General features: G+C 43.1%; 8 protein-coding genes, 17 tRNA genes and 2 rRNA genes. 4 read left to right on the top strand and 23 right to left on the bottom strand.

Annotated features, from left to right (window positions below; translation table 11 throughout):
- Positions 1-138: 138 nt before the first annotated feature.
- Both ABC361_RS06760 and ABC361_RS06755 read left to right on the top strand, forming a co-directional pair.
- Positions 139-1,218: an MDR/zinc-dependent alcohol dehydrogenase-like family protein gene (locus ABC361_RS06760; RefSeq protein ID WP_413073281.1), complete on the top strand. Its 1,080-nt coding sequence runs from the start codon at positions 139-141 to the stop codon at positions 1,216-1,218.
- A gap of 30 nt (positions 1,219-1,248) precedes the next feature.
- Entirely contained in the window at positions 1,249-2,508 is a 1,260-nt protein-coding gene (locus ABC361_RS06755) for an MFS transporter (protein ID WP_413073280.1), read from the top strand.
- Positions 2,509-2,549: 41 nt separating this feature from the next.
- Here ABC361_RS06755 and ABC361_RS06750 read toward each other — a convergent pair whose 3' ends face one another.
- The gene (locus tag ABC361_RS06750; protein ID WP_413073279.1) at positions 2,550-3,098 is read right to left on the bottom strand and encodes a DUF6241 domain-containing protein; all 549 of its coding nucleotides are present in this window, start codon (positions 3,096-3,098) and stop codon (positions 2,550-2,552) included.
- 181 nt (positions 3,099-3,279) lie between these two features.
- On the opposite strand from ABC361_RS06750, the gene ABC361_RS06745 reads away from it, so the two are divergent.
- Entirely contained in the window at positions 3,280-3,477 is a 198-nt protein-coding gene (locus ABC361_RS06745; RefSeq protein WP_413073278.1) for a hypothetical protein, read from the top strand.
- Here the strand turns inward: ABC361_RS06745 and ABC361_RS06740 are convergent.
- The 3 genes from ABC361_RS06740 to ABC361_RS06730 form a co-directional block, all read right to left on the bottom strand.
- Positions 3,474-4,013 (bottom strand): DUF3267 domain-containing protein, encoded by a 540-nt coding sequence (locus tag ABC361_RS06740; protein WP_413073277.1) that lies wholly within the window; start codon positions 4,011-4,013, stop codon positions 3,474-3,476. The genes ABC361_RS06745 and ABC361_RS06740 overlap by 4 nt on opposite strands.
- A 602-nt stretch (positions 4,014-4,615) precedes the next feature.
- Positions 4,616-4,867, bottom strand: a complete 252-nt coding sequence (locus tag ABC361_RS06735) for a hypothetical protein (protein ID WP_413073276.1) — start codon at positions 4,865-4,867, stop codon at positions 4,616-4,618.
- 326 nt (positions 4,868-5,193) lie between these two features.
- Positions 5,194-5,274: transfer RNA gene (locus ABC361_RS06730), tRNA-Leu, on the bottom strand.
- A gap of 167 nt (positions 5,275-5,441) precedes the next feature.
- Between ABC361_RS06730 and ABC361_RS06725 the strand changes: the two genes are divergently transcribed.
- Positions 5,442-5,918 (top strand): hypothetical protein, encoded by a 477-nt coding sequence (locus tag ABC361_RS06725; RefSeq protein ID WP_413073275.1) that lies wholly within the window; start codon positions 5,442-5,444, stop codon positions 5,916-5,918.
- Between the two features lie 51 nt (positions 5,919-5,969).
- On the opposite strand, the gene ABC361_RS06720 is transcribed toward ABC361_RS06725, so the two are convergent.
- From ABC361_RS06720 to ABC361_RS06630, 19 genes are all read right to left on the bottom strand, one after another.
- Positions 5,970-8,333 carry a peptidase G2 autoproteolytic cleavage domain-containing protein gene (locus ABC361_RS06720; RefSeq protein WP_413073274.1) on the bottom strand — a complete coding sequence of 788 codons (2,364 nt, stop codon included), beginning with the start codon at positions 8,331-8,333 and terminating at the stop codon, positions 5,970-5,972.
- 112 nt (positions 8,334-8,445) lie between these two features.
- Positions 8,446-8,519: transfer RNA gene (locus ABC361_RS06715), tRNA-Arg, on the bottom strand.
- A gap of 13 nt (positions 8,520-8,532) precedes the next feature.
- Positions 8,533-8,621 (bottom strand) — tRNA-Leu (locus tag ABC361_RS06710).
- A gap of 35 nt (positions 8,622-8,656) precedes the next feature.
- A tRNA-Cys gene (locus tag ABC361_RS06705) sits at positions 8,657-8,730 on the bottom strand.
- A 14-nt stretch (positions 8,731-8,744) separates the two neighbouring features.
- Positions 8,745-8,816: transfer RNA gene (locus tag ABC361_RS06700), tRNA-Gly, on the bottom strand.
- Positions 8,817-8,823: 7 nt separating this feature from the next.
- Positions 8,824-8,898, bottom strand: a tRNA-Gln gene (locus ABC361_RS06695).
- Positions 8,899-8,902: 4 nt separating this feature from the next.
- Positions 8,903-8,978: transfer RNA gene (locus ABC361_RS06690), tRNA-His, on the bottom strand.
- A 14-nt stretch (positions 8,979-8,992) separates the two neighbouring features.
- A tRNA-Trp gene (locus tag ABC361_RS06685) sits at positions 8,993-9,066 on the bottom strand.
- 6 nt (positions 9,067-9,072) lie between these two features.
- Positions 9,073-9,157 (bottom strand) — tRNA-Tyr (locus tag ABC361_RS06680).
- Positions 9,158-9,218: 61 nt separating this feature from the next.
- Positions 9,219-9,294, bottom strand: a tRNA-Thr gene (locus tag ABC361_RS06675).
- A gap of 9 nt (positions 9,295-9,303) precedes the next feature.
- Positions 9,304-9,379: transfer RNA gene (locus tag ABC361_RS06670), tRNA-Phe, on the bottom strand.
- A gap of 29 nt (positions 9,380-9,408) precedes the next feature.
- Positions 9,409-9,485, bottom strand: a tRNA-Asp gene (locus tag ABC361_RS06665).
- A 7-nt stretch (positions 9,486-9,492) separates the two neighbouring features.
- Positions 9,493-9,569: transfer RNA gene (locus tag ABC361_RS06660), tRNA-Met, on the bottom strand.
- Positions 9,570-9,635: 66 nt separating this feature from the next.
- Positions 9,636-9,711: transfer RNA gene (locus ABC361_RS06655), tRNA-Val, on the bottom strand.
- 26 nt (positions 9,712-9,737) lie between these two features.
- Positions 9,738-9,812, bottom strand: a tRNA-Glu gene (locus ABC361_RS06650).
- A 42-nt stretch (positions 9,813-9,854) separates the two neighbouring features.
- Positions 9,855-9,948 (bottom strand) — tRNA-Ser (locus ABC361_RS06645).
- A 5-nt stretch (positions 9,949-9,953) separates the two neighbouring features.
- Positions 9,954-10,028 (bottom strand) — tRNA-Asn (locus ABC361_RS06640).
- 16 nt (positions 10,029-10,044) lie between these two features.
- A 5S ribosomal RNA gene (gene rrf, locus ABC361_RS06635) occupies positions 10,045-10,160 on the bottom strand.
- 67 nt (positions 10,161-10,227) lie between these two features.
- Positions 10,228-13,163, bottom strand: a 23S ribosomal RNA gene (locus ABC361_RS06630).
- Between the last annotated feature and the right edge of the window lie 49 nt (positions 13,164-13,212).

Below are 13,212 nucleotides of genomic sequence, written 5' to 3'. Positions count from 1 at the left end.
ACAAATGAATGAAAACGCTTACTGTAATTTTGTTTTACTTTCATTTGTTATTATTCTTTATTTTTAACAAAAATGCGATTCACACATACATGCTTTTTGTTATAAAGACATTCTCACTTAAAATGGAGGAATACAATTATGTGTAACCAAATTCCAGAAAAAATGAAAGCCGTTGTTGCTTACGGTCCAAAAGACTATCGCTTAGAAGAAGTCGATGTTCCGACCTTAGAAAACGATAAAGAAATTATTGTGAAAGTCGAAGCAACCGGAATTTGTGCAGGTGATATTAAAGCATTTGAAGGCGCTCCAAGTTTTTGGGGAGATGAAACACAGCCTGCTTATATAAAAGCACCGATGATACCCGGACATGAGTTTATTGGACACGTTGTAGCCAAAGGAGACGCTGTCACAGATTACGAAATTGGTGATCGAATTATCTCTGAGCAAATTGTTCCCTGTTGGGCATGTCGGTTCTGCAATCGCGGACAATACTGGATGTGCGAAAAACACGATTTATATGGCTTCCAAAACAATGTAAACGGTTCAATGGCTGAATATATGAAGTTTACAAAAGAAGCGATCAACTACAAAGTACCTGATGAACTTCCGATTGAAAAAGCAATCTTAATTGAGCCTTATGCATGCAGTATGCACGCTGTTAACCGCGGTAGAATTGAGCTTGGTGACACCGTCGTCCTTTCAGGAGCAGGAACATTAGGCCTAGGAATGATTGGTGCAGCTAAAAAATCTGGAGCAAAAACACTGGTAGTTCTTGACTTAATCGACGAGAGGCTTGAACTGGCGAAGAAATTTGGGGCTGATATCGTTCTTAACCCTGCGAAAGATGATGTGGTTAGCATCATTAAAGACATGACAGAAGGATATGGATGTGACGTTTACATTGAAGCAACCGGGCATCCTAAGTCTGTAGAACAAGGATTGAGTATGATTCGTAAACTCGGTCGCTTTGTGGAATTCAGCGTGTTTAAAGATCCAGTAACCGTTGATTGGAGTATTATCAGTGACCGTAAAGAACTGGATGTTCTTGGTTCGCACTTGGGACCGTATTGTTACCAATTAGTCATTGATGGTATTTCAAATGGGGATTTGCCTACAGAAGGCGTAGTGACGCATCAACTAGCTTTGGATGATTTTGCAGAAGGCTTTGAACTTATGAAGAACGGTTCTAAATCTTTAAAGATTATTTTAAAACCTTAACGCACAGTCCACTCCAAAGGAGGAGCACACATGTCAAATTTCGTAAACAAAATCGGCTTACCATCCCACCTTGTGTGGGGGTATGTCGGTGTCATGTTATTTATGGTTGGAGACGGATTAGAAATCGGCTGGCTTAGTCCCTATCTTGTTGAACAAGGATTGACTGTCCAACAATCAGCCTACCTCTTTACAGCCTATGGAGTGACCATTGCCATCTCCTCATGGTTTTCTGGCACCCTTTTTGAAGCACTAGGTGCAAAGAAGACGATGTTTCTCGGTGTATTATTATATGTAATCGGTACAATTGGCTTTGTAGGATTCGCAATCGAAAATTTAAACTATCCGTTAATGCTCGTTACATACGCTTTACGTGGTTTTGGTTATCCATTATTCGCATATGGCTTCCTCGTCTGGATTGCTTACCGGACACCACAAAAACAACTTGGTGCAGCTGTAGGCTGGTTTTGGTTTGTCTTTACAGGCGGACTAAATGTCATTGGCGCATATTACTCCATTTGGGCGATTGAGAACCTTGGTCACATTAATACACTATGGAGTGCATTACTCTTTATTGCATTAGGTGCATTCTTTGCTCTTGTCATTAACCGAGACAAGATTATACGTCCTGAGAAAAAAGAAAATGAGTCAAAGTTAAAGGAACTATTGAAAGGGATTACAATTATAAAGAAAGAACCAAAAGTCGGTATTGCTGGGATTGTTAGGATTATCAATCAAACAGGTCAATATGCCTTTCCAGTCTTTATTCCTACATACTTTGCAATTGAGTATGGCATTAGTACCTCTGCATGGCTTAGTTTATGGGGGACAATTTTCCTTTCAAACATTGCTGTAAACTTGTTATCTGGAATGATCGGAGACCGGTTTGGCTGGCGGAATACGGTTATGTGGTTCGGCGGGGTCGGTTGTGCTGTGTTTACCGTCTTATTCTTTTACACACCTGCACTAACTGGCGGTAATTTAGTTGCCATGCAAATTGTAGGCATCTTATGGGGCGCTTGTATCGCAGGCTATGTGCCACTTTCTGCACTAGTCCCGTCACTCGTAAAAGAAGACAAAGGCGCGGCTATGGCGATCTTAAACTTAGGAGCAGGCTTATGTGTGTTCGTTGGTCCACTTCTCGTTGGCATCTTTTTCGATGTAATTGGCGTTGCTGGTTTAATTTGGTTAATTGCTGGACTTCACTTAGTAGGGGCATTCTTGACCAAATTTATCACCTTGCCAAATAATGCAAAGACATCGACAGTCGATGAAGATGTTGTTGCATCATAAAACAAAGCATAATCTGGGTTAGCCAGGTTATGCTTTTTCTCTTAAAAGTGTTCTTCGTTATACGCTTCCACTTCTGATGGGGTTAATAAACGAGTCGCTTCACCAACTGTTCCTCCCCATAACTTCCAAATAAAATTATGGTCTTCTACAGCATGGCTAAAGTCGCCTTCGTTCCACCTGCTTAATAGTTCAACGTAACGATCTCCGTGCGTGAATTCAGACTCTCTCTCTGTTGCTAAATCAAATAACCATTCAATTCGTTCTTCCGTCAGCTGAACCTTCCCCCACTTTTTCTCGGCTTCCACAAGTCCATGGGTCATAAAATGAATCGCTTCCTGCATATCACGCTCTGACATCGTTTTAGGAAACAAATCATGTAATTCCTCATCAACGGAAGCTGTCAGCACAATTTCATTGGAATCATCATCTTCACCGTTCATTTCAGATGACACCGATGTACTCGCTTCCTCTCCGCTTGCTTCATCTGAGCCCGAAAAACGTTCTAAAGCACTTTGTCCAAAATAAAATCCAGCGACACCTACGATACCTATTATTGCAAAGATAGATAGAATAATCATACCTTTTCTCACTAAATATCCCCCTAATCAGCTTGCTTTACTAACGTGTATAACTTCTTACAACTAGCAGTCTATCATAGTTCATTCATCATATGTAAGCGGATTGTTTAAATTTTTCGATATATTCGAACAAAATTTCTTTTTTAACGTTTGAAAGCTGTTCTGTCGGGTAGGTATTCTTAGAGGTGAAGACATGAAAACGAAAAATCCATTTGTTTACGGACTCCTTTATGCCCTTGCACCAACAACAGCACTTATTCTTCTCTTTTTAATTTTTGACGACATAGCATCAGGCTGGCCATTAGTCGTGGCGATTGCAGTTGCTACATTTTTAGCCGCAACAATGCGTGCTATTTACAAGCGGGATAAAAGCAAAGAAGATTCATCCTAACGAGCCCGTTTTATTGGCTGCACTCGATAAAACCCCCTGCAAAATTCAGAACCCCTAGGCTTAAACGCGATCAATACAGAATTAAAAAGATCAGACGCCGATACGATTGCATTAAACCAACTTACAAATAGGAAAATCCCCCTCAGATCTCCAGGTACAAAAAAAGAAACACTAAGAGGTAAAGCCGTTAACAGAATAAAAGGCAACGTCATGAACAACCAAAAATTAGACTTTGAAAGCGTCGCATTCGTATGGAGCCAGAAAAAGAATTGGCCATATGTAAGACTAATATCACCTTTCTTATATACAACAAGAATGTGAATGATTTCATGGACAATAAAAACACTGACGGCAATGACTATGAGATAAATAGTTGGAATTGAAAGACTAAGGAAATAGCTACTAAGAAAAAGGATAATCTGAAGCGTATAGACAAACTTCATATAATGTGTACGAAACCAATTATTTCTTATCACTGGTTTCCACTCAGCGGCATCCATTTTCATTTCAGGTAAATGTTTAAACCAAACGATCATCTTGTTCCCCACATTCTATGTAAGTATCATTCATGTAAACGACCCATTATCGCAAAAGGATGCCCCTTCCACGTTTCATATGGTACAAGATTCCTAGCATTCAAATTCATACAGTCAATGATTCGAGACCGCATAGGTGGGCGCGTTATAAGTTGATGAATCGTATCATTCGTGAGCGTAACAAACGCTGCTTCTTGTATCTTCACTATCTTTCATTGAGAACATTAGCAAACACAGCGATAATATGTTTTGATGTTAAGTTCATCTCTATCCCTCCATAGTTTATTAGAATCATTCATTCTTGAAAAAGAAGCTGAAGACCTTCTTTTTTGACAAACAGCTCAATAATATATTGATAAATCTATATATATTATGAATATAGTTTAAGGCTCTACATTGGAAAAATAATAAGCGATGCTATTCTTATCGTTACGTGAGTCTTCCTTTATTGTACGCGGTATATCATATTTCATATTTGAAATTCTTCTCAGCCGACAAAGCAGCGAATAACTCCCTTACAGCTCTACTGAATAGATACTCTATCAGATCTCTAATAACCCCTTTATCAACATTTGATGCATTCCCTTGTACGTAGGACCGTTTTACAGATCAGCGGTACCGTTGCGCTTTAAAAACTTAACGAACAGTGGAATTACTAATAAAATCGATAAATAAAGTACAATTAGATCAGGAACCAGCTGAACGAGTGTGCCATTAACAACGTATAACGCTATAGCTAAAACAAAAAAAGTTAGGTGTACCAAATCCCTTGTTTTATTCTTAAAGAGAGATACTCCACTTTCTTTAGTAGCAATTGTTATAAATACGCCAATCATGAGGATTAAAAACGCCACAACGTACACTCCTTTTAGACCAAGACATTATTGTGGAAATGCACTAGTCAATCTGTTGCAGTAATATGACCTTTATGAAACAAGTTATGTCCTCTAATCTGCTTGTTTAGATAAACTCAATAAGTCATCCCTTTTAATTAGGATTGTAACTCCCTTAACATTTTTAAGCAATCTTAAATCCAAATCTGGTTAAAAAGAATACGTCATTTTATTTATTTAGCAACGTACGATTTTTGAAGGTTTAATAATGTGCATCACAAAAAAATCAGCACCTAGACTATGCTAGAAATGCTGATTGAACAGGTATATAAACCTACGTTTTACGATACCGGTGGCCGGGGTCGAACCGGCACTCCAGAGGAACACGATTTTGAGTCGTGCGCGTCTGCCAATTCCGCCACACCGGCATAAACAACTTATCGACAAATAATAATATACCATTCATCGTTAGTTCCGTCAATAGTTTTTCATAATTTAATACCTATACAGCTTACGTGCATAAATGCTTTAGTAAACAGGAATTCAGGGTATAAAAAAGAGATTAATTTCAATTTACAATAGAAAGGTGATTGTTATGCACAAATTTATTCTTACATGTTTATTAACGTTAAGCTTTTTGTTTCTATCTGGCTGCAGTAATGATGTACAAGATGACCTTGTTCAATATCTAAACTCTAATGAGATGGATAATCTCTATCAAACTGAATTGGACATTATGGCAAATTTTGAAGAGATCCAAGGTGGTTTAGAGGATTATGACGCTGTAAACTTTTTAAATGAGAACATTATTGCACCTTATCGTGATTTTTTAACCGATCTAGAAGCTATTAATCCAGGCACAACAGAGGTAACGAATGTGCATAATCAATATATTGAAGGTGCTACCATTCGATTAGAGGGTTATGAACAGACAGGTCAATTTATAGAGTCAGGGGAATTTGCTGATATGGAAGAAGCAAATGAACTTTTAGATGAGGCCAGATCAATCGTACTTCAATATAGAGAAGAATTAGATTTGTTAGCCGAGGAACTTAATGTAGAAATTGAATAAAAAACATTAAAAAGAAGAAGCGTCTAAGCCTCTTCTTTTTAATTATAGCTGTTATTTTATAAAACAAAGTGCAATACCATATCCTTTATCTTCCTGATAAGGCTTAGTAATTTTCATAACAGTTATGTTGCCAAATCTCTCATTACTTGGATACCCAACCCCACCTTTTGCTGTTAATTTATCCCCTAACTGAACTTCTTCATTAATTCTTACATGCACTTGTCCTGTTAAACCAACAACATTCCATTCATCTCGGTCTTTTCTTGCTGAATATCGCATGTTGCTATCATATTTAGGGTCTTCTAACGGTAACAATACACGTTCTTCTTTATAGCTTGCTAATGTGTTACCATCATCATCAATATCGTACGTTCGTACCAACTGTGGCTCATAGATATATGCGCCAAAATCATTTTTCAAGTAACGTCCTTTCCAATGAAATGAAGCTTCTCCCAGTAGGACACCAGCGGTTTGTGATATTACTCCAATAATATCATCGTCTTGATTAGCTAATCGAACTTTATCTCCTTCTAGTGCGACTAACATCCCAGTTTGTATCGCTCTTCCATCCATGCTCTCGAAATACTCAGCAAAATCAGCAAAAGTTTCTGACCCTGTAATTCTACCTGACGCCTTTATTGTTCCATTTCTGCTATCAAGCTCCCACTTACGGTTTGAACTACTAGAATTTCCTGTAGCACCATACCCTCCTACGACAGAATAACTATTGGGGTTACTCGTTAAGTTACTAGCAACCACCATTGAACCAAAACCGCCATTTGGCTGACCAGCAATTGCTGCACTTGAACTAATAATGCTACTTCTCGGTCCGCGAGCTCTTGAATTTCCTGCACTTCCTAAAATAAAAGATCCTTCTCCTTCTGCATGAGAATTTGAAGAAGCGCCTACCATTGTTTTTGAGTTAGTTGCTGTGGGAGATGCAGTACTCGAAATAATTATAGATTGATCATGATTTGGCTCACCGGTACTGGACGCAATTCTAGCGCCTCCAGAAACCACTGTTATCGGGTTAACATAGGAAACCCCACCACTTTTTATAGCTGTTTGATAACCAGTAGCTGTAACGTTACTAATATTTACTGAATTTGTGGCTGTTTCGACCGCGTTATTTCTTATAGCATTTGAAGAGATTGCATTTACGCTATTAATAGAAACATTACTATGGCCACCACCTACAAAAACCCCATTAGTATCACCAGAATTATGAATATTAATATTACTTAGTGAAATATGGTCTCCTCTATTATTGCCACCAAATACAAGAATAGCATCACTTGCTCGGTTAAATCGACTGATATTCATCCCATTTAATATTACATTTCTTGCTTTATATTGAACAGCAACAACCGGACCGTTTCTAAAGTCATACTCTTCGTCCCCAATTGCTGTAAAGTTTGTGATACTCACATTCGTGTATGCACTCACGACTAACGCTCGAGGATCGATATTATTTTGAAATCCTTTTTTATTATTGGGATGCAGAGACACAAGATTGGTTGCTGTTAAATGAAAAGCAGATTTGGAATCAGGATCCTCTCCAGTATGGTGGCCAATATGCCTGAAGTTGTAACTACGAGCGTCTTCTCTAGAGATATGACCCATAATGTGCACATTGTTAGCTGCGCTAGAGTTATCATGTGCTTTTACTTCAATCCCACCATAACAACCTGATGTATAATTGTTTGACAACAAAATATGACGACTTCCATCATCAATTTCTATACCGTTTTGATTTCCGCGTGTAAAGGGATCATAGGCATAACAATTTGATATAGTAATATACTCACTATGATGTGTTGTAAATCCATCATCAACCCAATCAGTTGCTTTACACGACTCAATCCAAACATATTGAGATGGTCCACTATCAACAGTTCCATCTCCACCGTAATGATAATCTAATCCCGTTGAAGTTACATCAAAACCATGTAAAGAACTATTATATGCAAAAACATGATCAATCCATGCATACTTTACGCCATGTAGCGTTAAACAACTTGACCGACTTCCTCCAACAGGTTCTGAGCCTCTTCTTCTATTTCCGTCTAAACTAAGGTTTTTAACAACAATGTATTCTTCACCTTGCTCTTTGTCTCGTAATGAAATTGTCCATTCCGAAGAAGGTGCGGTATCAGGTGTTTGAATTGTCGTCAGTTCCATACCTTGACCTTCTATAACTGTTCGACTAGGCAATTTTATTGTTGCGTAATAACGCTTCGGTCCCAAAATCAATTTTACGTTACCGTTCCCCATAGCTTCTTCAAAATAAGAAGTTTGATCACTCTCTGCAGCATGTTCTGGTATAAAGTCATCAACATAAACAACGCGTGCATTTTGAATTTCCACCATCGTATCTGATAATTGTTTAAACGACTCTTTTAGTTGTTTTTCCAATTTCGTTCACATCCTTTTCTATAATTAAACTACTAAAAAGTAACTACTTATTATAGAGAAGCATTAATTAAAAAAACAAAAAACCAGCTTAATTTAAGCTGGTTTTTAAAAGCGCGCCCGAGAGGAGTCGAACCCCTAACCTTCTGATCCGTAGTCAGACGCTCTATCCAATTGAGCTACGGGCGCTTGTACAAAGAAATGGTGCCGAGGGCCGGACTTGAACCGGCACGATTGTCACCAATCGCAGGATTTTAAGTCCTGTGTGTCTGCCAATTCCACCACCCCGGCATGTATGTAAGGACCATCTCATTCTATGAAACTATTGGAGGCGGTAACCGGATTTGAACCGGTGATAAGGGTTTTGCAGACCCCTGCCTTACCACTTGGCTATACCGCCTTGGCAAAATAAAGAGCGGAAGACGAGATTCGAACTCGCGACCCCCACCTTGGCAAGGTGGTGTTCTACCACTGAACTACTTCCGCATATAAATGGCTGGGCTACCTGGGATCGAACCAGGGAATGACGGAATCAAAATCCGTTGCCTTACCGCTTGGCTATAGCCCAATAATGGGGCGACCGATGGGAATCGAACCCACGAATGCCGGAACCACAATCCGGTGCGTTAACCACTTCGCCACGATCGCCATATTTGTTTAATTGGCAGGGGTAGTAGGAATCGAACCCACATCAAAGGTTTTGGAGACCTTCGTTTTACCATTAAACTATACCCCTTAAAAATGGTGGAGGGGGACGGATTCGAACCGCCGAACCCGGAGGGAGCGGATTTACAGTCCGCCGCGTTTAGCCACTTCGCTACCCCTCCACTTTGAAAAGACAATACTTATCTTACCTAAAACCGTTGGTTTTGTCAACAACTTTTTCAGTGGTGCCGGCCAGAGGACTTGAACCCCCAACCTACTGATTACAAGTCAGTTGCTCTACCAATTGAGCTAGACCGGCAAAAGTAAGTGGTGGCTCAGGACGGAATCGAACCGCCGACACACGGATTTTCAGTCCGTTGCTCTACCAACTGAGCTACTGAGCCATAAACATATGTATGGCTTTTTTAAAAAATGGCGGTCCGGACGGGACTCGAACCCGCGACCTCCTGCGTGACAGGCAGGCATTCTAACCAACTGAACTACCGGACCATTTTTTTGGTTGCGGGGGGCGGATTTGAACCACCGACCTTCGGGTTATGAGCCCGACGAGCTACCAGACTGCTCCACCCCGCGACGTTACATAGTTACCGATGATGTATATCTATGAAGAAATACATCTTCCTGATTGAAAAAACTTAATGGTGGAGGATGACGGGATCGAACCGCCGACCCCCTGCTTGTAAGGCAGGTGCTCTCCCAGCTGAGCTAATCCTCCAATATAATATGCAAGTTCATTAAAAATGGTGACCCGTACGGGATTCGAACCCGTGTTACCGCCGTGAAAGGGCGGTGTCTTAACCGCTTGACCAACGGGCCAGTGAAAATTTAGTACATGTATGTATTCATAAGAATAAGATCTGGCGGAGAGCGAGGGATTCGAACCCTCGAGACGGTTTTACACCGCCTACACGATTTCCAATCGTGCTCCTTCGGCCAGCTCGGACAGCTCTCCAGCTATGGCTCCACAGGCAGGATTCGAACCTGCGACCGATCGGTTAACAGCCGATAGCTCTACCACTGAGCTACTGTGGAAAATTTAGTTAAGTAAGCCTGGCAACGTCCTACTCTCACAGGGGGAAGCCCCCAACTACCATCGGCGCAAAAGAGCTTAACGACCGTGTTCGGCATGGGAACGGGTGTGACCTCTTTGCTATTGCCACCAGACTATGAAAAGAATCGTTGATTCTTTCAAAACTAAATCTAGAAATCAAACTCAAGTCAAGAAAAAAATTAGGATAAGCCCTCGACCGATTAGTATCAGTCCGCTCCATGTGTCGCCACACTTCCACTTCTGACCTATCAACCTCATCATCTCTAAGGGGTCTTACTGGCTTACGCCATGGGAAATCTCATCTTGAGGGGGGCTTCATGCTTAGATGCTTTCAGCACTTATCCCGTCCATACGTAGCTACCCAGCGATGCTCCTGGCGGAACAACTGGTACACCAGCGGTATGTCCATCCCGGTCCTCTCGTACTAAGGACAGCTCCTCTCAAATTTCCTACGCCCGCGACGGATAGGGACCGAACTGTCTCACGACGTTCTGAACCCAGCTCGCGTGCCGCTTTAATGGGCGAACAGCCCAACCCTTGGGACCTACTTCAGCCCCAGGATGCGACGAGCCGACATCGAGGTGCCAAACCTCCCCGTCGATGTGGACTCTTGGGGGAGATAAGCCTGTTATCCCCAGGGTAGCTTTTATCCGTTGAGCGACGGCCCTTCCATACGGCACCGCCGGATCACTAAGCCCGACTTTCGTCCCTGCTCGACTTGTAGGTCTCGCAGTCAAGCTCCCTTATGCCTTTGCACTCTACGAATGATTTCCAACCATTCTGAGGGAACCTTTGGGCGCCTCCGTTACTGTTTAGGAGGCGACCGCCCCAGTCAAACTGCCCACCTGACAATGTCCCTGACCCGGATCACGGGTCGAGGTTAGAATGTCAGCACCATCAGGGTAGTATCCCACCGACGCCTCCACCGAAGCTAGCGCTCCGGTTTCCTAGGCTCCTACCTATCCTGTACAAATGGTACCAACACTCACTATCAAGCTACAGTAAAGCTCCATGGGGTCTTTCCGTCCTGTCGCGGGTAACCTGCATCTTCACAGGTACTATAATTTCACCGGGTCTCTCGTTGAGACAGTATCCAAGTCGTTGCACCATTCGTGCGGGTCGGAACTTACCCGACAAGGAATTTCGCTACCTTAGGACCGTTATAGTTACGGCCGCCGTTTACTGGGGCTTCAATTCAGAGCTTCTCCCTTACGGGATAACCCCTCCTCTTAACCTTCCAGCACCGGGCAGGTGTCAGCCCCTATACTTCGCCTTGCGGCTTGGCAGAGACCTGTGTTTTTGCTAAACAGTCGCTTGGATCTATTCACTGCGGCTCTCTCAGGCTATTCACCTTAATAGAGCACCCCTTCTCCCGAAGTTACGGGGTCATTTTGCCGAGTTCCTTAACGAGAGTTCTCCCGAGCGTCTTAGAATTCTCTTCTCGCCTACCTGTGTCGGTTTGCGGTACGGGCACCTGTATTCTAACTAGAGGCTTTTCTCGGCAGCGGAGGATCAGGGATTTCGGACCCTTGGGTCCTTCACGGTCACAGCTCAGCCTTCACGGAACACGGATTTGCCTATGTTCCAGCCTTGCATGCTTCGACGCGCACAGCCAGCGGCGCGCTCACCCTACCTTTCTGCGTCCCCCCATCGTTCAAACAAATACGAGGTGGTACAGGAATATCAACCTGTTGTCCATCGCCTACGCTTTTCAGCCTCGGCTTAGGTCCCGACTAACCCTGAGCGGACGAGCCTTCCTCAGGAAACCTTGGGCTTTCGACGGAGGGGATTCTCACCCCTCTTTTCGCTACTCATACCGGCATTCTCACTTCCAAGCACTCCACTAGTCCTCACGATCTAGCTTCACAGTCCTTGGAACGCTCCCCTACCCAATCCCTACTGGGATTGCCATAGCTTCGGTGATACGTTTAGCCCCGGTACATTTTCGGCGCAGAGTCACTCGACCAGTGAGCTATTACGCACTCTTTCAATGATGGCTGCTTCTAAGCCAACATCCTGGTTGTCTAAGCAACTCCACATCCTTTTCCACTTAACGTATACTTGGGGACCTTAGCTGATGGTCTGGGCTGTTTCCCTCTTGACTACGGATCTTAGCACTCGCAGTCTGACTCCCGAGTTAAAGTTTTTGGCATTCGGAGTTTGACTGAATTCGGTAATCCTGTGGGGACCCCTCGTCCAATCAGTGCTCTACCTCCAAAACTCATCACTCGAGGCTAGCCCTAAAGCTATTTCGGGGAGAACCAGCTATTTCCGAGTTCGATTGGCATTTCACCCCTACCCACACCTCATCCCCGCATTTTTCAACATGCGTGGGTTCGGGCCTCCAGTCGGTGTTACCCGACCTTCACCCTGGACATGGGTAGATCACCCGGTTTCGGGTCTACGACAACGTACTCACTCGCCCTATTCAGACTCGCTTTCGCTGCGGCTCCGCCTCATCAGCTTAACCTTGCACGTTATCGTAACTCGCCGGTTCATTCTACAAAAGGCACGCCATCACCCATTAACGGGCTCTGACTAGTTGTAGGCACACGGTTTCAGGATCTCTTTCACTCCCCTTCCGGGGTGCTTTTCACCTTTCCCTCACGGTACTGGTTCACTATCGGTCACTAGGGAGTATTTAGCCTTGGGAGATGGTCCTCCCGGATTCCGACGGGGTTTCACGTGTCCCGCCGTACTCAGGATCCACTCTGGAGGAAACGAAGTTTCAGCTACAGGGCTGTTACCTTCTTCGGCCTGTCTTTCCAGACAGTTCACCTACTCCGTTTCTTTGTAACTCCGTATAGAGTGTCCTACAACCCCAAGAGGCAAGCCTCTTGGTTTGGGCTGATTCCGTTTCGCTCGCCGCTACTCAGGAAATCGCATTTGCTTTCTCTTCCTCCGGGTACTTAGATGTTTCAGTTCCCCGGGTCTGCCTCTACCTACCCTATGTGTTCAGGTAGGAGTACCATCCCATTACGGATGGTGGGTTCCCCCATTCGGAAATCTCCGGATCAAAGCTTACTTACAGCTCCCCGAAGCATATCGCTGTTCGTCGCGTCCTTCATCGGCTCCTAGTGCCAAGGCATTCACCGTGCGCCCTTTCTAACTTATCCATTTTTACATCAGATTCCCTTCGCATCTCTTCGTCTGGTTCATGTCTTT

This window comes from Shouchella phoenicis (genome assembly GCF_047238345.1).
GTDB lineage: Bacteria > Bacillota > Bacilli > Bacillales > Bacillaceae_D > Shouchella.
Note: the sequence above shows the minus strand (reverse complement) of the source record. Positions and strands in the feature narration are given on the sequence as shown.

Coding starts and splice junctions, on each gene's coding strand:
- ABC361_RS06755 (WP_413073280.1), top strand. CDS start 1,249: ATGTCAAATTTCGTAAACAAAATCGGCTTACCATCCCACCTTGTGTGG.
- ABC361_RS06725 (WP_413073275.1), top strand. CDS start 5,442: ATGCACAAATTTATTCTTACATGTTTATTAACGTTAAGCTTTTTGTTT.
- ABC361_RS06760 (WP_413073281.1), top strand. CDS start 139: ATGTGTAACCAAATTCCAGAAAAAATGAAAGCCGTTGTTGCTTACGGT.
- ABC361_RS06745 (WP_413073278.1), top strand. CDS start 3,280: ATGAAAACGAAAAATCCATTTGTTTACGGACTCCTTTATGCCCTTGCA.
- ABC361_RS06740 (WP_413073277.1), bottom strand. CDS start 4,013: ATGATCGTTTGGTTTAAACATTTACCTGAAATGAAAATGGATGCCGCT.